The following is a 22,543-nucleotide window of genomic DNA, read 5'->3' as shown; positions in this document are numbered from 1 at the left end:
AAAATGAGTGAACACACGCTTGCTGTCAGCGATTCCAGCTTTGATAAAGATGTTCTCAAGGCGTCTGGCCTTGTGCTGGTAGATTTCTGGGCAGAATGGTGCGGCCCTTGCAAGATGATTGGTCCAGCGCTGGAAGAAATTGGCAAGGAGTTTGCTGGTAAGGTAACCGTTGCCAAAGTGAATATTGATGATAACCCAGAAACACCAACAGCATATGGCGTAATGGCAATTCCAACTCTTATGCTGGTGCGCAATGGGCAGATCATAGACAAAAAACAAGGTGCCCTGCCCAAAAGCCAGTTGAAGGCATGGGTTGAAGGCGCTCTGTAATCAGAGCTTCGATATGGCCTGAAGCTTAAAGGTAAACTGCAAGCTTCAGGCTTATTTTCCGCAGGGGCATTTGGCCTGTAGGTTTTCATAAAACTTGGCAGATAGGCCCAGCCAGCGTAATGCAACGCGTGCTGGGCCATATATTTGTCCCTGCAATTTGTATTGTGCAGTCACAGGGTTCAAAATGAGCTGGATCACCGAATATGTTCGTCCCAAAATTCGCGGCCTGCTGCGTCGGGATGTGCCGGATAATCTGTGGACGACCTGTGACTCATGCAGCCAGATGATTCTGACCAAAGAGCTGCACAAGGCATTGAATGTGTGCCCCCATTGTGGGCACCACATGCGTGCACCGGTTATGGACCGTCTGAAATGGACGTTTGATAACGGAGACTTCACCCGTATTGAGCTGCCTTCTGCTCCGGTTGATCCGCTAGGGTTCCGCGATCAGAAAAAATATACAGATCGCCTTAAGGATGCGCGCGCAAAAAGCCATCTGGACGAATCGCTCATTGTGGCCCACGGCACCATTGGCGGCCATCAGGCTGTTGTTGGCGTAATGGCGTTTGAATTCATGGCAGGCACCATGGGAGCTGCATTTGGTGAGCGCTTTGTGGCTGCAGCACGATTGGCCATTCTTCAAAAGGCTCCCCTGGTTATCTTCACCGCTTCTGGTGGCGCGCGTATGCAGGAAGGCGTTATCAGCCTGATGCAGATGCCTCGTACTACTGTAGCTGTTGAGATGCTTAAAGAAGCCGGGCTGCCTTATATTGTGGTGCTGACCAACCCGACCACAGGTGGGGTTACGGCCTCCTTTGCCATGTTGGGTGATGTGCAGATGGCCGAACCCAATGCGCTGATCGGTTTTGCTGGCCCGCGCGTTATTCAGGACACGGTGCGCGAAAAGCTGCCTGAAGGCTTCCAGCGGTCCGAATACCTGCTGGATCACGGTATGCTGGATATGGTGGTGCAGCGTAAGGATGTGCCCGCAACATTGGCCCGTGTGATCGGGCTGCTGATGCATGCACCAGCAGATGTAAAAGCCCCGCCGCCGCGCCCGCAGGCACCGGCTCCCGCCGCCGCAGAGTAATCCTTCCATGACAAAAGCAGCAGCTTCCGGCCCCACAGCAGAATTTACGGGCCGGACAGGCGCGGTGCTGGAACGGCTGAATAACCTGTATCCAGCACTGATTGATCTTTCCTTGGGGCGGCTGGAAGCACTGCTGGCAAAGCTGGGGCACCCGGAAGAAAAGCTGCCTCCAGTTATCCATGTTGCTGGTACAAACGGGAAGGGCAGCACGTGCGCGACTTTACGCGCTATTGGTGAGGCCGCAGGCTGGCGTGTGCATGTGATGACATCCCCGCATCTGGTGGATGTGACGGAGCGGTTTCGTATCGCCGGTAAGCTGGTGAGCGAATCGGAACTGGTTGCCACGCTGGAAGAGATCGAGCGGGTGAATGATGGCGCACCCATTACCGTCTTTGAAGTTCTGACAGCTGCTGGCTTTCTGCTTTTTTCCCGCCACCCGGCAGATCTGGCGATTATTGAAGTAGGGCTGGGTGGCCGGTGTGATGCCACCAATGTGCTGCGTAAACCTGCTGCGTGTATTGTCACCTCTGTCTCGCGTGATCACGAGGCGTTTCTGGGCGACACACTGGAAGCTATTGCCGGAGAAAAAGCCGGTATTTTCAAGCCCGGCGTGCCTGCCGTAACAGGCAATCAGCCAGAAGCGGTTATGAAGGTTTTGCAAGCACAGGCTGATAAGGTGGGTGCGCCGCTTTATCGGCGTGGGGCAGAATGGTCGATTTCTCCGCAGAATGATGCGGAGTCGGGTACGGCTGAGCTGAGATTTGCAGATAAGGCCGGAGAGCTCACATTACCGCAGCCAGCATTGGTTGGGGCGTGGCAGGTTGAAAATGTAGGCCTTGCTGTAGAAGCCTTGCGTGTTTCCGGCCTGCATGTGCCGGAACAGGCATGGCAGGGCATTGGCCGCGTGAGCTGGCCTGCACGTATGCAGCAACTCCACGGCAAGTTGGCTTCTCATTTGCCGGAGGGCTGGGAACTTTGGTTGGATGGTGGCCATAACCCCGGGGCAGGCAATGCGTTGGCGCAGGAGCTGGCACACTGGAAAGATCAGCCTCTGCACGTGCTGGTAGGGATGAAGCAGACCAAGGATGCCACAGGTTTTTTAAATCCGGTGCTGCCATTTGCATCTAGCGTTTGGGCTATTTGCGAGCCTCAGCAGCATTTGGCATTGCCGGTGGAAGCAATTGTGGAAGCTTCTGGCGGAAAGGCTCAGATAGGGCCAACGCTGGTTGATGCGCTGGATGCGCTGGTGGCCCAAAACCCTCAACAGCATGCAAGAGTGCTGATTTGTGGCAGCTTGTATCTGGCTGGTGTTGCGCTCAAGCAGGATGGATGGGTGGCCGCGTAAAACCGGCTACCTGCCATTTATAGCCAAATTTTTAATGGGAAAAAGTGGTGCCCCCAGTAGGATTTGAACCCACGACCTACCGCTTACAAGGCGGTTGCTCTACCACTGAGCTATAAGGGCACTGATGCGTATTTCGCAGGGGCAGAATTAAGCTGAAACCACCCCCACTCGTCAAGACCTGTTTTTGTGTTGATGAAAGGTTTTTTGGGCTCGCAGGATATTGCATCCAAACCGCTGCTGGCGCATCTAGGCTGCATGCCGCACTCTCATCTTCCTCCTCACCCAGTTCTATCCCTGCACGATAGCCAAAGTCGTGCCACGGTGCCGTTTACGCCAATCGATCCGGCACACGTAAAAGTCTATTACTGTGGACCAACAGTGTATGACTTGGCGCATATTGGCAATTTGCGGGCCATGCTTACGGCAGATGTGCTGGTGCGCCTGCTGCGGCATGTTTATCCGCGCGTGACATTTGTGCGGAACATCACGGATGTTGATGACAAAATTACCGCACGAGCCCGCGCGAATGGGGAGGATATTGGCTCTCTAACCCAGCGCACTACGGAAGAGTTCCATCAGGATCTGGCATCCATGAATGTGCTGCCGCCGGATATAGAGCCGCGCGCCACGCATAATATTGGTGAAATGCAGGCCATGATCGCGCGGCTGATTGAAAACGGCCACGCGTATGAGGCCGAGGGCCACGTGCTGTTTTCAGTTGGTTCCTTCCCGTCCTATGGCGCACTTTCTGGCCGCAACCCCGAAGAGCTGGAAGCTGGTGCACGTGTAGAGGTTGCTCCCTACAAAAAAGCGCCGGGTGATTTTGTGCTGTGGAAACCATCGGACGCAGATCAGCCAGGGTGGGATAGTCCTTGGGGCCGTGGCCGACCGGGCTGGCATATTGAATGTTCCGCTATGTCTCACCGTTATCTGGGAGATAGCTTTGATATTCATGGTGGTGGATCAGACCTTTTGTTCCCTCATCATGAAAACGAACGTGCCCAGAGCCTGTGCTGCTTCCCTCATGGCAAGTTTGCCAATTACTGGGTGCATAATGCCATGCTGCTGGTTGAGGGCGAGAAAATGTCCAAGTCTTTGGGCAATTTCCTCACCATTCGGGATGTGCTGGCACAGGCTCCGGCAGAAGCTCTGCGGCTATTGCTGTTAGGAGCACATTATCGCTCCACCCTGAATTATACGCAGGCCGGTTTGCAGGAAGCACGTAAAACGCTGGATCGGTTCTACCGTGCCCTTGCTGCAGGTCCTGTGCCCGAAACGGATGTGCCGGAGGGCGTGATGCAAGCTCTGGCAGATGATCTGAACACACCTAAAGCCATTGCAGAACTGCACGCTCTTGCAGCGCAGGCTCTGGCAGGAGACAGGCAGGCCGCAGGTGCTCTTAAAGCGGGTGCAGGCATGCTGGGGCTTTTGCAGGGTGACCCGGAACAGTGGTTTAAAGGCGATGCCTCTGATGAAGATACGGCCATTGAGGCCCTGATTAACGAACGTCTGGTGGCCCGCAAAGCGCGCGATTTTGCAAAGGCAGATGCGCTGCGTGATCAGCTTCAGGCTCAGGGCATTGTGCTGGAAGATACCAAAGATGGCACAAGCTGGAGGCGGGCATGACCGGTCGGGATGGGGGGGCGCCTCTGGAGCCAATAGGTAATACGCCTGTTGTTATTCTGGTACGTCCGCAAATGGCGGAAAATATTGGCACCACAGCGCGCGCCATGGCCAATGGCGGCCTTTTTCATTTGCGGCTTGTCAGCCCGCGGGATGGATGGCCGCAAGAGCGTGCATGGCGTACCTCTTCCGGAGCAGATCGGATTCTGGAAGCTGCAACAGTGCATGAAAGTGTAGATGATGCCGTGGCAGACTTGCACCATGTCTATGCAACGTGCCCACGCCCGCGGCATATCATCAAGCCAGTTTTAACGGCCCGCGGAGGTGCAGCAGAGTTACGCGCGGCAACAGGGCGTGGGTTAAAGGTAGGCCTGATGTTTGGCCCCGAACGTGCTGGCCTGGATAATGAAGATATGGCGCGGGCAGATGCGCTTATTCGTTATCCGCTTAACCCGGCTTTTATGTCGCTCAATCTGGCGCAGGCCGTCATGATCATGGCGTATGAATGGTGGATGGCAGAGGATCAGACACCCCCGCGTGAACTCATGACGAACGAGACTCATGTGGTGACCAAAGGGGAGCTGGAGAATTTTCTGCAACATCTGGAGCGTGAGCTGGATGACTGCGGTTTTCTGCGAAATGAGCAGAAGCGCCCCGGTATGGTGCGGAACCTCCGCCACTTTTTCACACGCGGCGAAGTCACTGAGCAGGAACTGCGCACGCTACATGGCGTTGTGCGAGAACTGGCACATCCACGCCGGAAAGACTGATATTTTTTAAAGGCAAGGTATCTGCTGCCAGCCCATAAGAAACGGCTGGCAGCAGTAAAGCGGCTTTTTAGTCTGCCGCCAAAGGCATGTTGTGGTGTGCCATGGCTTTGGTTACGTGGTCTTCCACCGCGTTGGTGATCTTATCTACCTGCTTGGCAAAGATATGATCCGCTTCGGGGAAAACCCGGTAATCAACCGTTACACCCTTTTGGGTGTTCAGCTTATCTACCAGTTTATGAATGGCAGGCTCTGGAGCCATATCATCCTTGCCGCCAGCAATCATCAGGCCACCGCAGGGGCATGGTGCCAGAAAGCCGAAATCATAATGCGCGGCAGGTGGTGCAATGCTGATCCAGCCGGTAATTTCCGGGCGGCGCATCAGCAACTGCATGCCAACAAAAGCGCCAAAAGAATAACCGGCAATCCACAGCCCGCTGGCATTGGGGTTAACCATCTGCATCCAGTCTAGTGCTGCGGCGGCATCTGAAATTTCGCCAATACCGCCATCAAACCGCCCCTGAGAACGGCCGACCCCGCGCGAATTGTAACGCATGACGGAAAAGCCCATCTTTTCGAACGTGCGATACAGCGCATAGGTAATGCGGTTGTTCATGGTGCCGCCGTGCAGCGGGTGAGGGTGCAGCACGAGGGCAAGCGGGGCGTTGGGCTCGTTTGAATGGTGATAGCGCCCTTCAAGACGACCATCAGGGCCGGCAAACATAACCTCTGGCATTCGGGTTCCGCTTGATCATGGAAAACGTCCGTGGGCATGACGTTTCCGGGTTCTGTAAACAGGTCTGGTTAAAAACGATGCCGCGTTTCCAATCAGGCCATGCGGGGCAGAGGCCACGCAGTTAAATGTTCAACACTCCTTTGTTTTCCGTTTGTGGGGAGAAAACGGAAAACAAAGGTTCTTCAGGTATATGGTGTCTCTGGTGTGTAGAGAAAATAGCAGAAGATGTTTTCTGCCGTTGACCTTGGGGAAGACACAGGCATAATCATGCACCAAGATTCCGTGGAGATCGTAATGCGTGGGGGAAGTCTTTTCTCCCAGCGTGATGGGGCATGCTGCACCTCGTGGTGTTGACCATGCGGCTTTCTATAGCGGCTGTGCGGCCAAGATTTCCACATAAATCGTTATAATGGCTGTTTTTAGCCCTTTTGGGTATGGCATGTCTGTGTGGCAGGCGATCTGATTCGGGGCATCATGACAAGCAGAACAGAAAGAAACAGCAGTGGTTCAGGTGTGGTTTATCTGGACGCCAATGCAACAGAGCCGTTGCGCCCCCAAGCGCGGGAAGCCTTGCTGGAAGCTGCTGATTTAACAGGAAATCCATCATCCGTGCATCGGGCTGGTCGTAAGGCCCGCGCTTTGTTGGAACAAGCCCGTAATACAGTTGCACGTTATCTGGATGTAGCGCCGTTAAACTGTATTTTCACATCAGGTGGCACAGAAGCCAATGTGCTGGCGATGAGGGGACTCGGCCAAGGACGCCGATTCCTGATCGGCCGTACAGAGCATGATGCTGTGCGCAAAGGTGCGCCAGAAGATGCGCAAGTGGTATGGTTGGATGTGGATGCCAACGGTCAGGTGCAACTGGACAAGCTGGAACAGGCACTGGCGCAGGACGAAACACCTGCCTTTGTGTGTTTGATGCTGGCCAATAATGAAACAGGCGTGCTGCACCCGATTGATGATGTGGTTTTGCTGTGCCGGAAGTATGGCGCGCATTTGCACGTCGATGCCGTGCAGACAGCAGGGCGCCTGCCACTTTCTGTTGAACAAAGCGGAATCGATAGCCTTGCGTGCTCAGGCCACAAAATGGGTGGGCCAAAAGGGGCTGGGGCTTTGTTGTTGCGTGGCCCGGCACCCGCACGTGTGCTGCCAATATTCGAAGGTGGCGGGCAGGAACAGGGCCGCCGTGGCGGCACACCTCCGCTACCTGCCATTGCAGGATTGGCCGCAGCCTTGGGCGCAGCGCTGGAACAACCGCGAGACTTGGCCCCGTTGCGAAATAGTATTGAGCAGGTAGCTGTGGCCGCAGGTGCAAAAGTGTTTGGGGCAGATGTACCACGCCTGAATAATACCACCTCTCTGGCATTGCCGGGCAAGCGCGCTCAGGCACAGCTCATGCGGTTGGATCTGGACGGTATTTGTGTTTCGGCTGGCTCTGCTTGTTCTTCCGGCAAAGTGGCGTTTTCACACGTGTTGAAAGCTATGGGTGCAGGCGACTTGGCTGGGCAAGCTTTGCGCGTTTCCTTGCCTTGGAATGTGACAGAGCAGGATGTTGCCCGCTTTATAGAATCTTACACTCGTATGGCGCAAAGCCCGGCAGCTATTGGGCTTGTGGATTCTGTGGTGTAATTTCGATCATGGCTTCTTCCATTTATTTTGATCATGCAGCCACCACACCGTGTGACCCGCGTGTACGTGCGGTGTTGCTGGATGTTCTGGACCATGAAAATGGTAATCCGCACAGCACAACGCACGAAGCGGGTATGCGCGCAGCAGACAGAGTGGCACATGCGCGTAACCAGGTCGCTAGCCTGATAGGGGCAGATGCGAAGGAAATCATTTTCACATCAGGTGCTACAGAGGCCAACAATCTAGCCATTAAAGGGGCTGTGCGCCATCTGGCTGCACAGGGCAGCCCGCGCAAACGCGTTATAACTGTAGCAACAGAGCACAAATGTGTTCTGGAAAGCGTGCGGGATCTGGCGCAGGAAGGGTTTGAACCTGTTGTGCTGCCAGTAGATGTTAACGGCCTGCTTCATCCATCTGTGCTGCAAGAGGCGTTAAAAGTGCCCACAGCCCTTGTTTCCATTATGGCAGCTAATAATGAAACAGGCGTGCTGCAAGACATGCCTGTTTTGAGCCGCTTGGTGAATGAGGCAGGCGCTTTACTGCATTCTGATCTGGCGCAGACCGCAGGAAAAATTCCTGTAGATGTGCACGCTTGGGGCTTGGCTCTGGCTTCTGTTTCCAGCCACAAGCTGTATGGCCCCAAAGGTGCTGGGGCATTGTTTGTGCGGCGTCGGCCTAGGGTACGTTTGGCGCCGCTGTTTTCTGGTGGAGGGCAGGAACGAGGTGTACGTTCTGGCACCGTCCCCGGTTTTCTGGTGGCTGCTTTTGGGGAGGCCTGCCAGATTGCAAAGCAGGAGCTGGATATCGGCTTTGAGCATTTATCTATGTTGCAGCGCGTTTTTCTAAACAGGCTGGATGCCGTGTTGCCGGGGTGTGAGGTTAACGCAGCAGCGGCACCACGTTTGCCGGGTATTTTTAATCTGCGTTTGCCCGCAGGGGTTTCTGCGCTGGATATTGTGGCGGTTATGCCTGATCTTGCTGTTTCTTTGGGTTCAGCCTGTTCTTCGGCAGAACTGGCCCCATCTTATGTGCTGGAAGCAATGGGATTGAGTAGAGAAGAAGCGGGAAGAAGCTTGCGTCTGTCTCCCGGACGTTTTACCTCAGCCGCCGAAGCAGAACGCGCGGCAGACAATTTGGCGCAGGCTGTCTTGCGGGTGCGCAGTGTAGCGTAAGTTACCAGGTTGCAGCCCAACAGAACGCCATACCCCCACATGCCGCAATGAAACAGCCTTTGGCAGGATGGAAACCAATGCCCCAGATGACATTTGTTGAACAGGACGGAACAGAACACAAAGTGGATGCGCCGGTTGGCCTTTCTGTGCTGGAAATTGCCCATAAGCACGGCATTGACCTTGAAGGCGCATGTGAAGGTTCTTTGGCCTGTGCAACATGCCATGTGATTGTAGACCCAACTTGGGCACCCAAGCTGGCAGCCCCTACGGATGATGAAGAAGATATGCTGGATCTGGCTTTCGGGCTGGAAAAGACATCTCGCTTGGGTTGTCAGATCGTTATGACAGATGCGCTGGATGGCTTGGTTGTACGCTTGCCCAGCAAGGCCTGAAGCCGTTTTTAAAAGGATATAGCGCTCATGCGTATACTTGTTGCCATGTCTGGTGGGGTGGATAGCTCTGTTGTAGCTGCCCGCCTTCTGGAGGAAGGGCATGAAGTTGTGGGTGCTACCTTGCAGCTTTACGATTCGCGCGGGGCTGCAAAAAAAGGCGCGTGCTGCGCGGGGCAGGATATTCGTGATGCCCGCGCAGTGGCGGACCTTCTGGGCTTTCCGCATTACGTTATTGATGCGGAACGCCGCTTCAAGGATAGCGTCATAGAGCGTTTTGCAGATGCCTATGCATCGGGTGAAACGCCAGTGCCCTGTGTGGCGTGTAATCAGGGCGTGAAGTTTACAGATTTGCTAGGCCTTGCGCGTGAAATTGGCGCAGATGCCATGGCAACAGGCCATTACGTTCGCCGTGTGGAAGGGCCAGATGGTGCAGAATTGCACCGCCCGTGTGATGAAGACCGGGATCAGAGCTGGTTCTTGTTTGCTACCACGCGGGATCAGCTTGAGTTTTTGCGTTTTCCACTAGGTGATATGCCAGACAAGGCCGCCGTCAGAAAAGAAGCCGAGCGCTTTGGTCTGGTGGTTGCAGGCAAGCCGGACAGTCAGGACCTGTGCTTTGTAAGCGATGGCTCCTACGTGGATCTGGTGGAAAAGATGCATCCCGAAATGGCTGGTCCCGGTGAAATTGTGGACCAGCAGGGGCAGATTGTAGGCCAGCACGAAGGCGTTATGCGTTTTACCGTGGGGCAAAGCAAAAGGCTGGGGAATGCTGCGCGCTTAAATGGTGAACGCCAGATGGTAGTTGGTGTAGAACCGGGCCGCAGGCGTGTGATTATCGGCCCGCGGGAAAAATCTTTTGTTACGGCACTTTCTGTGCGGGATGTGAACTGGCTGGTAGATGCGCCACCAGAAGGCTTGGTATGCCGTGTGCAGATGCGTGCGCGTGAGGAGCCTCGAGCTGCCCGCGTGGTGCCCACACCAGATGGTGCCATGGTGTATCTGGAAGAACCCGCCATGCCCGCACCTGGGCAGGCCTGTGTGTTCTATCAGGGCACGCGTATTCTGGGCGGTGGGTTTATCCGCCGTATGGAAGAAACTGTTCCAGCATAAGTTTTTAAGTAAAGGGCACGAATGATGGCTGATGGTCGGCTTGTTATTGGTACACAGCGGTATTCTTCGTGGTCTTTGCGGGGCTGGCTGATGGTAAAGCTGGCACAGCTAAACGTGGATATAGATGTTGTGCCATTGGCCGGTGGCGGCAAAACCACGGTGCTTAAAAGGCTGTCTCCCAACGGGTGTGTGCCGTATCTGGAGCATGAAGGCGCGGTGGTGTGGGATTCGCTTTCAATCGCGGAATACTGCGCAGAATATCAGCCAGCTCTTTGGCCATCCGAACGGTGTGAACGTGCGATAGCGCGCTCCATATCAGCCGAAATGCATTCCGGTTTCCGGGGTGTGCGTTCTGCTCTGCCTATGAATCTGGGCCGAGATGCCCGCCCATTGGTTGAGCCTCTGGCAGAAGATGTGCTGAAGGATATCTCCCGGATTGATGCGATTTGGGCAGATGCCAGAACCCGTTATGGGGCAGATGGCCCCTATCTGTTTGGGGCATCTTTTGGGAATGCAGATGCCATGTTTGCCCCGATTGTCTGCCGCTTTCTGTCCTACGGTGTTACTAGGCTGTCTGATGTTTCTCGCGCATATATGGATGCCGTACGCCAGCATCCGCTGATGCAGGAATGGTATAAAGAGGCATTGGATGAACCATCAGAGTGGCAGCTGGATATGTATGAATCCATCCCCTGATACGGTGTGACGTTCTGCAGTGTGCATTACAGAGCGTATGATACCGGAGGGGTAAAATAGTGTGTGCTTTACGGGTTCTAACAGTTTTACCCCCCCGAGAAAGATTTGCACCGCAACAGGCTGGGGCCATTGCGTTGCTAGTGCATCGCGCGGCGTTAGAAGGTGAAACCGTTGTAGGGTCATCTCTGTCTGTTCCAAGTTTTCAGGGTGTTGCTTTTCAGCCTGTGCCTTCCGTTTTGTACCCATTAGGGCGGATAGGCCGATATATCGCTGGGGTGGCCAGAATAATTCGGCAGCTTCAGCCGGAACTTGTTGAGGTTCATAACCGGCCAGATATTGCATTGGGGCTGCACAAGCGTTTCCCAAATCTTCCCGTTTCTTTGGTGCTGCATAATGATCCATGCGGCATGAAAAAGGCGCGCACAGCAGCAGAACGAGAAACTCTGGCCAGCAGGGTGGCGGTAGTTGCTGTATCTGAATGGGTACAAAAGCGCTTTAACAGTTCAGCAACAGCAGCAAATGTATATGTGCTGCCCAATTGTCTGGATTTTTCGGCACTGCCAGAGGTTCCTATAACGCGTGAGAACCTATTGCTGTTTGCAGGCCGTGTTGTAGCGGATAAAGGTGTGGATTCCTTTGTGGCTGCGTGTGCTGATATTTTGCCTTCTCATCCCACATGGCGTGCTGAAATTATTGGTGCAGACAGATTTGGCCCGGATTCTCCGCAAACACCTTTTTTAAAGCAGTTGCGCGTGCAAGCGCTGGCAGCCCACGTAGCAATGGCTGGGTATCAGCCTCATCATAAAGTGCTGGAAGCTATGGGGCAGGCCGCCATTGTTGTGATACCCAGCCGTTGGCCAGAACCTTTTGGTATGGTGGCGTTGGAGGCCATGGGTATGGGGGCCGCAGTTGTTGCTTCCCCCCGTGGTGGTTTGCCAGAAGTTGTTGGAACTGCCGGGGTGTATGCTAACCCGGATGATATTCCTGCTCTGGCAAATATCTTGCGGGATCTCATAAATGATCCGCAAAAACGCAGTCAAATGTCTGTTGCAGGGTACCAGCAAGCCCGCAAATTTGATGCGGAAATCATCCGTAACAAACGGCAGCTTTTACATGAGAAAATTGTAAAAGCATGGCCGCAAAAAAGAAAATAAACGCCATACTTTTAAAGTTTGGTTTCCTTGTCAGGTGTCCACCCGCAAGCTTGCAAAGCTGCTTTCATGCCAGTCCTTGGTGGTGCAATTGCTGTGATGGGTGGAGAAAAAGGTAGGGTCAAACTTCTGGCTAGCAGGTGCAATCCCTGAGGGTGCGGCGTGCCGTAAAGAGGGTCACCTAGAATAGGCCAGTTCATGGCAGCACAATGCACACGGGCCTGATGTGTGCGCCCTGTTTCAAGAATAAGCTCCAGCCAGCATAAATCCTTATTGCGGCCAAGAACCTTCCAGCGCGTAGCTGCTGCTGCGCCAGAAGGAGATGCCACCATGCGCCAGCCTTTTTTAGAGGACTGTTTTTCAAGTGGTAGGTCTATGCGGCCAGTGTCTTCTTGCGGCCCTGTTTGCACAACAGCCCAGTAGGTTTTCTGTGCTGTTTTGGTGGCAAATGCCTGTTGCAAAGCTAAAAGAGGTTGTTTGCGTAAGGCAATGGCCAAGCAGCCAGATGTATCTGTATCCAACCTGTGGGCCAGCCATGGCCCATCCTTGCGGCGTGAAAGCAGGGGAAACCAGTCTTCTACACTCGGGCCACCTGTTGGGCCTGCATGAACAGGCAGACCCGCAGGTTTGTTCAGGATAACCAGATGATGATCCTGATACAGGATAGGGGGCAGGTGGACGGAAATGTTTAGTCCTCCCTATTGGCGCCAACCAATACCTTGCGGCGGCCAACATGGTCTGCCCGGCTGATAATGCCTTCTTTTTCCATCTGCTCAATCAGTTTTGCGGCACGGTTATAGCCGATGGAAAGCTTACGCTGAATGAAAGAGGTGGAAGCTTTGCCTTCAGTGGTCACAATAGAAACAGCTTCATCATACATTTCAGATTCGCCGTTATCACCGCCTCCAGAACGACCAGAACCACTGTTGGAAGATGCTGTTTCATCCACAGGTTCTGCCAGCACATCGTCATCGTAAACAGGTTCTCCCTGTTCTTTCAGGAAGTTAACAACCTGTTCCACTTCGCTATCCGCCACAAACGGGCCGTGCACGCGGGTAATGCGGCCACCACCTTGCATGAACAGCATATCACCTTGGCCCAAAAGCTGTTCAGCACCCTGTTCGCCCAAAATGGTGCGGCTATCAAATTTACTGATAACCTGGAAGGAAATGCGGGTGGGGAAGTTGGCTTTAATGGTGCCGGTAATCACATCCACAGAAGGGCGCTGCGTGGCCATAATAACGTGAATACCAGCAGCACGGGCTTTTTGGGCCAAACGCTGCACGCAGGCATCAATTTCTTTCCCGGCTGTCATCATCAGGTCAGCCATTTCGTCAATAATCACGACGATATAGGGCATGGGGTCTAGCGTAACAGATTGTTCCTCAAAAACCGGGTTACCGGTTTCGGGGTCAAAGCCTGTCTGCACACGGCGTACAACCACTTCACCATCGGCACGGGCTTCTGCTGCACGGGCGTTATAGCCTGCAATGTTACGCACCTGCATATGCGCCATGGTGCGGTAACGGCGGTCCATTTCGCGCACCACCCATTTAAGGGCATTTACGGCTTTTGGTGGTTCTGTCACCACTGGTGTGAGCAGATGCGGAATGCCATCATAGATGGAAAGTTCCAGCACCTTGGGGTCAATCATGATCAGGCGGCATTCATCGGGGGAAAGCCGATAAAGCAGCGAAAGAATCATGGCGTTAACACCAACGGATTTACCCGAACCCGTGGTGCCGGCTACCAGCAGGTGCGGCATACGCGCCAGATCACTAAACACCGGTTCACCAGAAATATCTTTACCCAAAGCCAAAGGAAGCTGGCCTGGCTCATCCCGCCATGTGGGCTGATTGAGGAGTTCGGAAAGATAAACAGTTTCACGTGTTTGGTTGGGCACTTCAATGCCCATCACGTTGCGGCCGGGCACGGTGGCAATACGCACACTCAGCACGGAAAGAGAGCGTGCCACGTCGTCTGAAAGGCCAATAATTCGGGCAGAACGAATACCTGGAGCAGGCTCCAGTTCATAGAGTGTCACAACAGGGCCTGCGCTCATGCCCACAATTTTGCCCTGCACACCGTAATCAGCCAGCACCTGTTCCAGCAGGCGTGCAGTTGCATGCAGTGCTTCTGGGGAAGGGCCCGTGCGTGTATTGGCCGGAGCCGGTTTAAGAAGGCTGAGAGAAGGCAGTTCCCATCCACCTTTTCGTACAGTGGCACCCGCACGCACCGTAGGGCCGGTGTTGTTTTCCTGATTTGCGCTTCCAGAAAACAGACGCCCCAGAATACCCGATTTGGCTGGTTTTTCTGGTGTTGGCGGCGGCGGAGGGGGAGCTTGTGTAACAACAGGAGCTGGCGTGGCAGCGGGCGCTGGATCCGGCGTATGATGTGCCAGCTCCATGGAAGAAGAAGCCGCAGGTTTTTTGATGTCTTCCTCATCACGGAGCATCAAAGCGGTGCCTGATGATGCAAGTGTAGATATTGGTGCCGTGTGGGGGATGTCCTCTACCTCTGGTTCATCATGGGAAAAGAGGGACTGTGCGGATGCCTGGGGCCGGTTTTTATAAGGATCAGCCGTTGCGGTAGTGGTGTAGGTATCTGTCTGGGGTTTGCGGCTGGCATAGTAGCGTACAAAGCGCACCCCGAGTTTGCCCGGCAAGCGGAGCAACATAAGTGTTACGCGCCAGATGGCAAACCATTCCTCCCGCCGTAGGCCCGTGGCCAAAGCCATAAGCAGAAAAGCCAGTAGTAGCCCAAGCAGCCACAGCACCATGCCACCGGCCGGGCCAATGGCCGCCATGCCAGCTGCAATGGATGTTTGAGCGATGGAATGGCCAATGCCCCCGCCAATACCAGCTTGGGTTGGCCAGTTAATGGCAGGCAAAGCTGTAAAGAGCAGAGGAATAGCGGCCAATAGCGCGCCAGAAACGGGCAACAGGCACAAAATGGCCACAACACGCATGGCAAATACAGGCCATGATTCGTGGCCCAGCAGCCGGTGGCTCATAAACCGCCAGCCCCATGCGATCAGAATAAGCGCGGGCAGAATGGCCGCTAGCCCCACGCCCTGTAACAGCGTATCGGCAAAAAAGGCGCCGCTCATACCTAACAGGTTGGTTGGCGGTTGCCCTGTTGCTGTGTTGAAAGACGGATCATTGGGATTATAGCTGACAAGTGCAGCCAATAAAGCGCAGGCCAAAACGCATAGCGCGAGCCCACCACCTTCCTCTAGGCGCAAACGCAACGTGCTTTTGTGTGAGGATGGGGGATACTGATCGGATTGCGTAGGGCTTATGCGCGCCAAGGGTGTTGATCCTGACTCCAGAAGCCGAAACACATTTCCAGCACGCTGGAAAAATGTTTGCGGGTGATTGATGAGAATGATTCGGTTTTAACAGTAGCGGTAATCTATCGTGAACAGCTTTATAGCAGAAGCACTGGAAAGTGGTTTTGTTAAGGAATATGCAGAGAAAATCCAGCTCTTGAGCACATAATCTTGCTCATGATGTTTCATTTTCACGCTGTGGATGACAGGAAAGAGCAAAACCTGCTGATAAAGTACCAGATATTATTCAACCTAACAGAAACCATAGCCTGAAAATAATTTGTTCCGGCCAAGTATATCTACGCAGTTTGGAAGAGCGCTGTAGCATCTGCCATCTGTGCCATCTTCCTATCAAACCTGATTGTGACAGCACTTTACGTAATGCAGCTACGAAATGGCGGTTATCTGCTGAAAGGTAGGTTTGTTGAGCAAGATAGGCCAGATTGCCCCGAAAAATGGACATAAATTGCCACGGGCCACGCCGGAGAGCAGCTAATGCCCGTTGTGTGAATAAGGCAGGGGCCCCCACAGCGTTATTATCATGCTGACGGTAAAATAATGTGGGCTGATTGTCCGTAATAATGGTGCCATCTGCGCCAGTAACAACCAGATAAGCCCACCAATCATGCAAAATATGGTTGGGCGGGGGGAAACTACTTTGTACGAGAGAGACCGCCGCAGGGGAAAGCATAATGGTGCAGCCCGTAGCAATATTCTGCGTTAAGGCCATTTGAAAGCACGGGTGTGGCGGTAACTGCGGCGAAATACTAATGGGGCGCAGCCTGGTGTCTGTTAAGCGTTGGCGTGAGCAATAAAGCGCGGGCTTTTGGGTGACTGTAAGCGCTTTAAGCCCACGTTCCAGTTTATCTGGAAACCAGACATCATCCTGATCACAGAAGGCAATAAAATAACCTTCTGGCACATCCTTTAGAAGTGTTGCGTAAGAAAGTACGACTCCCATATGCGCGGGGGATGACGTAATTTGTCTGCAACGTTGAGTGCCAACATCCAACGCAAATTGATGCATGTAATCTATACTGGCATCAGTAGAACCATCGTCCCGCCAGAGCAGAACCCAGTTTGTATGTGTTTGCTGTTTAAGGGATGTTAGCAGGTCATTTAAAAATGCAGCGCCATTGTAAACGGAAAGTAAAACGGCAACAGGAGCAGTTTCCTGATGTTGGGGAAGATCCATCCCGTGTTGCACGTTTAGTGTTTGCACCTAACTGTTCACTTCTACATTCTATCAGGCGGTATTGATTGAGATAACCTTCTGGGGCCGCCTGTTCCCCCAGAGAGGTGTCAGGAAGGTGCTGTGAAGATGTGGTGTACCACCTTGTTCACGCTTTCCTGCCATTGCGGCATCTGAACGCCAAATACGCGCGCAAGTTTACTGTTATCCATGCGAGAATCCGCCGGACGTTTGGCAGGTGTGGGCCAATCTTCTGTGCGTATGGCCGTAATGGTGGGTTTAGTTTGGCCGTATTCAGACGCTTTTTGAAGCGCAGCTTCGGCCAGACCATGCCATGTTGTCTCACCAGTGCCGCAGGCGTGATAAATGCCTGCGTATTCATCTTTCCAGCCGGTTTTTTCAATCGTGGCCAGAATGGAAAGAATCGCCCGCGCCAGATCATCGGAGCAGGTGGGGTTACCACGCTGATCGCCTACTACCTTCAGTGCTGGGTTTTTGGCGCCAGCATTGAGCATGGTGCGTACAAAGTTTTTTCCGTGCGCTGAATAAACCCAAGAGGTGCGTAGGATAATGCTGCGTGGGTCAGCTACCAGAATGCGTTGTTCACCTTCAGCTTTGGTGCTGCCGTAAACAGTCTGGGGGGAAACAGGATCTGTTTCCACATAAGGTGCACCTTTGTCTCCGGCAAATACGTAATCTGTGGAAACATGGATAAAGGGGATGCCGCGTTCTGCACACAGGTGGGCCAGAAGTTCTGGCCCTGTGGTGTTGGCGCGGGCTGCGGCTTCGGGTTCACTTTCTGCCAGATCAACAGCCGTCCATGCTGCAGCATTTACCACAGCAACAGGTTTGATGGCGTCTAGCGTTGTCTTAAGTGTTTCAGGGCGGTCAAAGTCAAAATCTGGCCGGCCAACACAACGGATGCGTGGTCCACCAAGATTAACCAAAGATGTTGCAAGCTGGCCTTTTCCGCCAGTTACCAGAACAGGGCCGCCAGTTTCAGACAGAATGCTCATGCTCAGCCTTCTTTCCCTGCATACTGGAACCACCCTTTGGCAGCTGAAAATTCCGGTGCCAGCAAGTCTTTTTCAGACAATACGGCGTCTTCGGCCTTAACGGGCCAATCTATGCCGAGTTCCGCACTGTTCCAGATAACGGCGCGTTCAGATGCTTTGCTGTAAAGAGCCGTGCATTTGTATTGCACTTCTGCATTCTCAGTCAGGGTGCAGAAGCCGTGCAGGAAGCCCGGCGGAATCCAGAGCTGAGACCAATTTTCTTCGGACAGTTCGGCCGCAACCCACTTTCCATAAGTAGGGGAGCCTGTGCGGGCATCTACGGCAACATCCCAGATAGCCCCACGCGTGCAGCGCACTAATTTGCCCTGTGCAAACGGATCAAGCTGGCAATGCAGGCCGCGGATAACACCTTTCTGGCGGGAAAGACTCTGGTTATCCTGCACGAAAGGTTCCGTAATGCCAGCTTCGCGCATGCGTTCGATATTGTAGGTTTCTGAAAAGAACCCACGATTGTCACCAAAGCGTGGTGGCGTAATCAGAATAACATCGGGAATGGCAAGGCGTTCGGATTTCATGCGCGGAAAACTCCTGCGTTGCTATGGGGGAAAAAGAAAAAGCAGGCCTTAGTGGCCTGCACCTTCAGATGAAGCCAGGTTAAACAGCACCCGCCCCAGTTCTGTTTTACCCATGCGCTTGGCATGTTCTTTAAGGTGATCAGCAGAAATATACCCCATACGGAAGGCCACTTCTGCCGGGGAACCTACAAGCATTCCCTGCCGTGCCTGAATGGTATGTACAAACTGGCTGGCTTCTAGCAGGCTGTCAGGAATACCCGCATCCAACCATGCACAACCACGGCCCAGACGCTCAACCTGCAGGTTACCTTCTTCCAGGTAAAAACGGTTCAGATCTGTAATTTCCAGTTCACCACGGGCAGAAGGTTTCACCTTTTTGGCAAAATCCAGCACACGGTTATCATAGAAATACAGGCCAGTTACGGCCCAGTTTGAAGGTGGGTTGGTGGGCTTTTCCACAATATCAAGGGCACGGTCTGTTTCATCAAAGGAAACAACCCCATAACGTTCTGGGTCACGCACCTGATAAGCAAAAACAGTAGCGCCTTGAGGGCGTGCAGCTGCTTTCTGCAGGGAAGCACTGAGGTGATCTGCAAAAATCAGGTTATCACCCAGAGCCAATGCGCACGGTGAATCCTGTAGCCAGTCTTCAGCAATCAGAAAAGCCTGCGGGATACCATCGGGCGAAGGCTGAACACGGTATTCAAAGTTCACACCAAACTGAGAACCATCTCCCAGCAGACGTTTGAACTGCGGCAGATCCAGCGGTGTGCTGATGATCATAATATCCTTGATACCTGCCAGCATTAGCGTGGAAAGCGGATAGTAAACCATCGGTTTATCATAAACTGGCAGCAACTGTTTGCTGGCTGCCAGTGTCATGGGGTAAAGCCGCGTGCCAGATCCACCAGCCAGCAGAATGCCCTTCATGGGGGTAGGAGTAGCAGGTTTGTGAATCATGGAGCAGTGGTTCCCAATCTCTGGCCAGTATAGCGGCGGGCGCGAATGCTTTCCCACCATGTGCGGTTGTCCAGATACCACTGGACAGTGCGGCGGATGCCGGTTTCAAAATTATGCTTGGCTTTCCAGTCCAACGCCTGCTCGGCGTGGGAAGGATCAATTTCGTAACGGAAATCATGGCCGGGGCGATCTGTTACATAACGGATCAGCCGTTCACGCGGGCCTGCTGCATCGGGGCAAAGCTCATCCAGAATGCGGCAGATTGTCTGCACAACTTCCAAATTGGTGCGCGGTTGGCGTGCACCAATAGCGTAGGTTTCGCCCGGTTTGCCTTTTTCAACGGCTTTTACCAGAGCTTCTGCGTGGTCTTCTACAAACAACCAGTCTCGCACATTGTCACCCTTGCCATATACGGGCAGTTCTTTGCCCTCAATGGCGTTGATGGTGATCAGCGGGATCAGTTTTTCAGGGAAATGCCAGATACCGTAATTATTTGTCGTGTTGGTGACAAAGGTAGGCAGTCCGAATGTATGATACCAAGCCCGAACCAGATGGTCGGAAGATGCTTTGCTGGCAGAATATGGGCTGCGTGGGTCATACGGTGTTGTTTCAGTAAATGGCGGATCGTTGGGGCCGAGTGCGCCAAAAACTTCATCCGTAGAGATATGATGAAAGCGGAAGGCGTGCTGCGCTTCCTTATCTAACCCCATCCAGTATTTGCGGGCAGCTTCCAGCATGGAGTATGTGCCCACCACATTTGTCTGGATAAAGACGCCCGGTCCATCAATGGAGCGATCAACATGGCTTTCCGCTGCCAGATGCATAACTGCATCTGGTTTAAAGCTGTTGAACAGCTTTTCCAGTGCAGGTGTATCTGTGATGTTGGTCTGGGAGAACGTATAGCGTTCGCTCTCCGGAGCATCTTCAACTGTCTCAGGGGAGGCTGCATAGGTCATGCAGTCAACATTCAAGACAGAATGTGAGGTATTGTGTATGATGTGGCGAATAACGGCAGATCCGATAAACCCACAACCACCAGTTAATAAGATGCGCATGCTATGTCGTTCTTCAAGACCAGAATGATATAATTGCCTGATAACAGCTTATCAGTCATATGGGAGAAGAAAGCAATTCTCCAGCATTCTTACGTTTTTTCTATGCAAATCTGGAAAGAGAAGGATATCTCACCCGTTAGACAAAAATATACACAGTCTAATTGAGGTAGAACTTCTATAAATGAGGGTGTTTTTAATTCAATGACAGGAACCCGCCAAACAGATCCAATGCAGTGGGTGCATATGGTTCCGGAACTGGCATTTCTGGCTAATTCCTCTCCTGTTGTTGGAAAACCAGAGCAATCAAATCCATTTGTTTGTGAGCAGCACAATGGAATATGGACGCCTGTGTTTGGGAAACCGTTTCTGGAAAATGAAGAGACGGTTTCTTTTTATGGGCGCATGGCGCTGGAAATGGCTTTTCTTCTGAATGGCCTGCCTGCGCATGATGTGAAGAAATATTTAAATCGTATTTGGGTCGCGTGTGCACGCAGCGCTGCGCGTTGGTGGAAGGCTTCTGGCGGAGCTATCGAGAAGTGCCCCGAAGCATGGGTTGAAATGCTGGCAGCAGATAGGTTGCCTGATATGGAATGGTTGCAGAGGGTATGCCAACAACACCTCTCTTCTGCATTGCCATCAGTGAACGATCAGCAGGGGTTTGCTGGTCAAACAGAAAATGATGATAATTTTTGCCAGTGGGTGCAGCGTGTATGGCTCTATCTCGGATCTTCCGATGTGCTGATGGCAGAAGGTGGAGATGAAAGACTCGGCCTTGACCCTCAAACCCATCAGAATCGTTACGGGTGCACGTATCGTCCTTCTGTAGCAGGCGGGCAGTATTCTTCTTCCACGGCATCATCTCCATCTTTGCATGCATTTAATGCTGTCGAGCAATGTCGGTTGGAGCTGGTGCGGGACATGCTGGCGCAGCCCCCGGAAAAGCCGTTGCTTGCGCTGGAAGGGGATATCAAGGCTTTTTTGGCGCAATACTACGGCGTTGAAAAAGCCGATAACTGTATTTTAGCACCCTCAGGCACAGATTCCGTACTGGCCGCGTTAGCTCTTTCTTTGGCCGTTAATCCAGCAGTCGGTGTGGTTTTGGCTGGAGTGGAAGAAACAGGCAGCGGTGTGCCATTGGCAACGCAGGGACGACATTTTGCCAGCACAACTGCGCTGGGGTTCCGTGTTCGTAAAAGCGAAAAAATAGCTGGGTTTCCTGCAGGTACGCAGTTGGTAACAGCCCCATTGCGCACCGAAAATGGGGAGCTGAATTCCAGGCAAAATATTTTTCATATCTGCCAGCAGCAGATTCACAACGCGGTTCAGGCCGGCCAACGTGTGCTGCTCTATTTGCTGGACACTTCAAAAACCGGCCAGCTTGTTCCCGATATGCAGGTGGTGCAGGCCCTATGCCATACATATCCGGGCCAGATTGATGTTGTGGTGGATGCTTGCCAGGCGCGTCTGATGCCTGAACGTATAAAAGCCTATTTACAGCAAGGCTGGGCAGTTATGGTTACGGGGTCCAAATTTTATACGGGCCCAGCCTTTTGTGGGGCGCTTTTATTGCCAGAAACATGGCGGCAACGGTTGGACCATGCTGTGTTGCCTTCGGGTTTGGCGGCCTATTTCAATCAGGCAGAGTGGCCAGCCTGTAAGGCAACCGCTTCTTTAAACAATGGGTTTAATTTGGGGCTCTTGCTCCGCTGGATTGGCGCTTGTGCGGAAATCGAGCGTTTCTCCCATGTACCTGCTTCAGAAAAAACTGTCCGTTTAGAGCAGTTTCTGGGTGGAATACGCCATATTCTGGAACAGGATGAAACAATAGAACTGTTGCCAGATACCTTGGTAAAGCGGGATGCTTTGCCCCATGCGTGGGATCAGCAGCAAACCATTTTTTCTTTTCTCGTAAATGGTGGGGGCAACACTGGCATAACCCCTGTTTTAAATCTTGCGGAATGTCGGCAACTGCATGTGTGGTTAAAACAGGATCTTTCCGGCTATCTGCCGATTGGCTGCCCAGATACCGCGTACCAGATTATGGCCAGAGGTTATCAGCTTGGGCAGCCTGTTGCCGTGCCCTATGCGCGGGTAAAGGGGCAAATGGCGGGTGCTTTAAGAATTTCTGTGAGCGCACGCCATATTTCTGGCTCAGATATGCCTCAAGGCATGACGTATCAAACGTATCTGGAGCAAGAGATACAAAATGTGCAGGATGCACTGCAAAAGGTTTCCCTGATCCTGCGTTATTGGCCGTTTTTGCAGAAAGCGGAGGACAAGCTAGCGTCTGCTCAGCCAGAAAATATAGTGAATGTTGAGGCAGAAGCATTGCTTCCTGTTGCATTGTAGGGGCAGCGATTTCGGCTCTTG

General features: G+C 53.1%; 20 protein-coding genes and 1 tRNA gene. 12 read left to right on the top strand and 9 right to left on the bottom strand.

Going from position 1 to position 22,543, the window contains the following annotated elements:
• Positions 1-3 precede the first annotated feature (3 nt).
• The 3 genes from trxA (at position 4) to APA10_RS00210 (ending at position 2,765) form a co-directional block, all read left to right on the top strand.
• Positions 4-330, top strand: a complete 327-nt coding sequence (trxA, locus tag APA10_RS00220; protein WP_003629667.1) for a thioredoxin TrxA — start codon at positions 4-6, stop codon at positions 328-330.
• Positions 331-514: 184 nt separating this feature from the next.
• Positions 515-1,420: an acetyl-CoA carboxylase, carboxyltransferase subunit beta gene (gene accD, locus APA10_RS00215; protein ID WP_003623367.1), complete on the top strand. Its 906-nt coding sequence runs from the start codon at positions 515-517 to the stop codon at positions 1,418-1,420.
• A 7-nt stretch (positions 1,421-1,427) separates the two neighbouring features.
• On the top strand, positions 1,428-2,765 hold the full coding sequence (locus APA10_RS00210) for a bifunctional folylpolyglutamate synthase/dihydrofolate synthase (RefSeq protein ID WP_003629670.1): 1,338 nt from the start codon (positions 1,428-1,430) through the stop codon (positions 2,763-2,765).
• 45 nt (positions 2,766-2,810) lie between these two features.
• Here APA10_RS00210 and APA10_RS00205 read toward each other — a convergent pair.
• Positions 2,811-2,885: transfer RNA gene (locus APA10_RS00205), tRNA-Thr, on the bottom strand.
• Between the two features lie 72 nt (positions 2,886-2,957).
• Between APA10_RS00205 and cysS the strand changes: the two genes are divergently transcribed.
• Positions 2,958-4,391 carry a cysteine--tRNA ligase gene (gene cysS, locus APA10_RS00200; protein ID WP_003629671.1) on the top strand — a complete coding sequence of 478 codons (1,434 nt, stop codon included), beginning with the start codon at positions 2,958-2,960 and terminating at the stop codon, positions 4,389-4,391.
• The gene (locus tag APA10_RS00195) at positions 4,388-5,158 is read left to right on the top strand and encodes an RNA methyltransferase (RefSeq protein ID WP_003629672.1); all 771 of its coding nucleotides are present in this window, start codon (positions 4,388-4,390) and stop codon (positions 5,156-5,158) included. Before cysS ends, APA10_RS00195 begins: the two co-directional genes overlap by 4 nt.
• A 67-nt stretch (positions 5,159-5,225) precedes the next feature.
• Here the strand turns inward: APA10_RS00195 and APA10_RS00190 are convergent, their stop codons facing one another.
• The gene (locus tag APA10_RS00190) at positions 5,226-5,891 is read right to left on the bottom strand and encodes an alpha/beta hydrolase (protein WP_003623374.1); all 666 of its coding nucleotides are present in this window, start codon (positions 5,889-5,891) and stop codon (positions 5,226-5,228) included.
• Positions 5,892-6,338: 447 nt separating this feature from the next.
• Here APA10_RS00190 and APA10_RS00185 point away from each other — a divergent pair, with 447 nt between their 5' ends.
• From APA10_RS00185 to APA10_RS00160, 6 genes are all read left to right on the top strand, one after another.
• Positions 6,339-7,523, top strand: coding sequence for a cysteine desulfurase family protein (locus APA10_RS00185; RefSeq protein WP_003629673.1), 1,185 nt, complete (start codon positions 6,339-6,341; stop codon positions 7,521-7,523).
• A gap of 8 nt (positions 7,524-7,531) precedes the next feature.
• Positions 7,532-8,695: a cysteine desulfurase family protein gene (locus APA10_RS00180; protein ID WP_003629674.1), complete on the top strand. Its 1,164-nt coding sequence runs from the start codon at positions 7,532-7,534 to the stop codon at positions 8,693-8,695.
• A gap of 77 nt (positions 8,696-8,772) precedes the next feature.
• The gene (locus APA10_RS00175) at positions 8,773-9,087 is read left to right on the top strand and encodes a ferredoxin family 2Fe-2S iron-sulfur cluster binding protein (protein ID WP_006115619.1); all 315 of its coding nucleotides are present in this window, start codon (positions 8,773-8,775) and stop codon (positions 9,085-9,087) included.
• A gap of 27 nt (positions 9,088-9,114) precedes the next feature.
• Positions 9,115-10,197 (top strand): tRNA 2-thiouridine(34) synthase MnmA, encoded by a 1,083-nt coding sequence (gene mnmA, locus APA10_RS00170; RefSeq protein WP_003623382.1) that lies wholly within the window; start codon positions 9,115-9,117, stop codon positions 10,195-10,197.
• Positions 10,198-10,221: 24 nt separating this feature from the next.
• Positions 10,222-10,893: a glutathione S-transferase gene (locus APA10_RS00165; protein WP_035365841.1), complete on the top strand. Its 672-nt coding sequence runs from the start codon at positions 10,222-10,224 to the stop codon at positions 10,891-10,893.
• A 59-nt stretch (positions 10,894-10,952) separates the two neighbouring features.
• The gene (locus APA10_RS00160; RefSeq protein ID WP_035365829.1) at positions 10,953-12,047 is read left to right on the top strand and encodes a glycosyltransferase family 4 protein; all 1,095 of its coding nucleotides are present in this window, start codon (positions 10,953-10,955) and stop codon (positions 12,045-12,047) included.
• Positions 12,048-12,058: 11 nt separating this feature from the next.
• Here the strand turns inward: APA10_RS00160 and APA10_RS00155 are convergent, their stop codons facing one another.
• The 7 genes from APA10_RS00155 to rfbB form a co-directional block, all read right to left on the bottom strand.
• Entirely contained in the window at positions 12,059-12,679 is a 621-nt protein-coding gene (locus tag APA10_RS00155) for an RluA family pseudouridine synthase (RefSeq protein ID WP_231111218.1), read from the bottom strand.
• A 53-nt stretch (positions 12,680-12,732) separates the two neighbouring features.
• A complete protein-coding gene (locus APA10_RS00150) occupies positions 12,733-15,387 on the bottom strand; it encodes an FtsK/SpoIIIE family DNA translocase (RefSeq protein WP_174714368.1) in 2,655 nt (884 codons plus the stop codon).
• A gap of 235 nt (positions 15,388-15,622) precedes the next feature.
• Complete coding sequence (locus APA10_RS00145; protein WP_174714367.1) at positions 15,623-16,597, bottom strand: glycosyltransferase family 2 protein; 975 nt, start codon at positions 16,595-16,597, stop codon at positions 15,623-15,625.
• Between the two features lie 80 nt (positions 16,598-16,677).
• Positions 16,678-17,583 carry a dTDP-4-dehydrorhamnose reductase gene (rfbD, locus tag APA10_RS00140; RefSeq protein ID WP_003629681.1) on the bottom strand — a complete coding sequence of 302 codons (906 nt, stop codon included), beginning with the start codon at positions 17,581-17,583 and terminating at the stop codon, positions 16,678-16,680.
• Positions 17,584-17,585: 2 nt separating this feature from the next.
• Positions 17,586-18,158, bottom strand: a complete 573-nt coding sequence (rfbC, locus tag APA10_RS00135) for a dTDP-4-dehydrorhamnose 3,5-epimerase (protein ID WP_003623397.1) — start codon at positions 18,156-18,158, stop codon at positions 17,586-17,588.
• A 48-nt stretch (positions 18,159-18,206) separates the two neighbouring features.
• Positions 18,207-19,118, bottom strand: a complete 912-nt coding sequence (gene rfbA / locus APA10_RS00130) for a glucose-1-phosphate thymidylyltransferase RfbA (RefSeq protein WP_003623399.1) — start codon at positions 19,116-19,118, stop codon at positions 18,207-18,209.
• Positions 19,115-20,173, bottom strand: a complete 1,059-nt coding sequence (gene rfbB, locus APA10_RS00125) for a dTDP-glucose 4,6-dehydratase (protein ID WP_035365830.1) — start codon at positions 20,171-20,173, stop codon at positions 19,115-19,117. Before rfbB ends, rfbA begins: the two co-directional genes overlap by 4 nt.
• 201 nt (positions 20,174-20,374) lie before the next feature.
• Here rfbB and APA10_RS00120 point away from each other — a divergent pair, with 201 nt between their 5' ends.
• The gene (locus APA10_RS00120) at positions 20,375-22,522 is read left to right on the top strand and encodes a hypothetical protein (RefSeq protein ID WP_003629683.1); all 2,148 of its coding nucleotides are present in this window, start codon (positions 20,375-20,377) and stop codon (positions 22,520-22,522) included.
• Positions 22,523-22,543 lie beyond the last annotated feature (21 nt).

It is taken from the genome of Acetobacter pasteurianus subsp. pasteurianus LMG 1262 = NBRC 106471 (assembly GCF_000285275.1).
Taxonomy (GTDB): Bacteria; Pseudomonadota; Alphaproteobacteria; order Acetobacterales; family Acetobacteraceae; genus Acetobacter; species Acetobacter pasteurianus.
The sequence above is the reverse complement of the archived record's forward strand: the minus strand, read 5'-3'. Positions and strand labels throughout refer to the sequence as shown.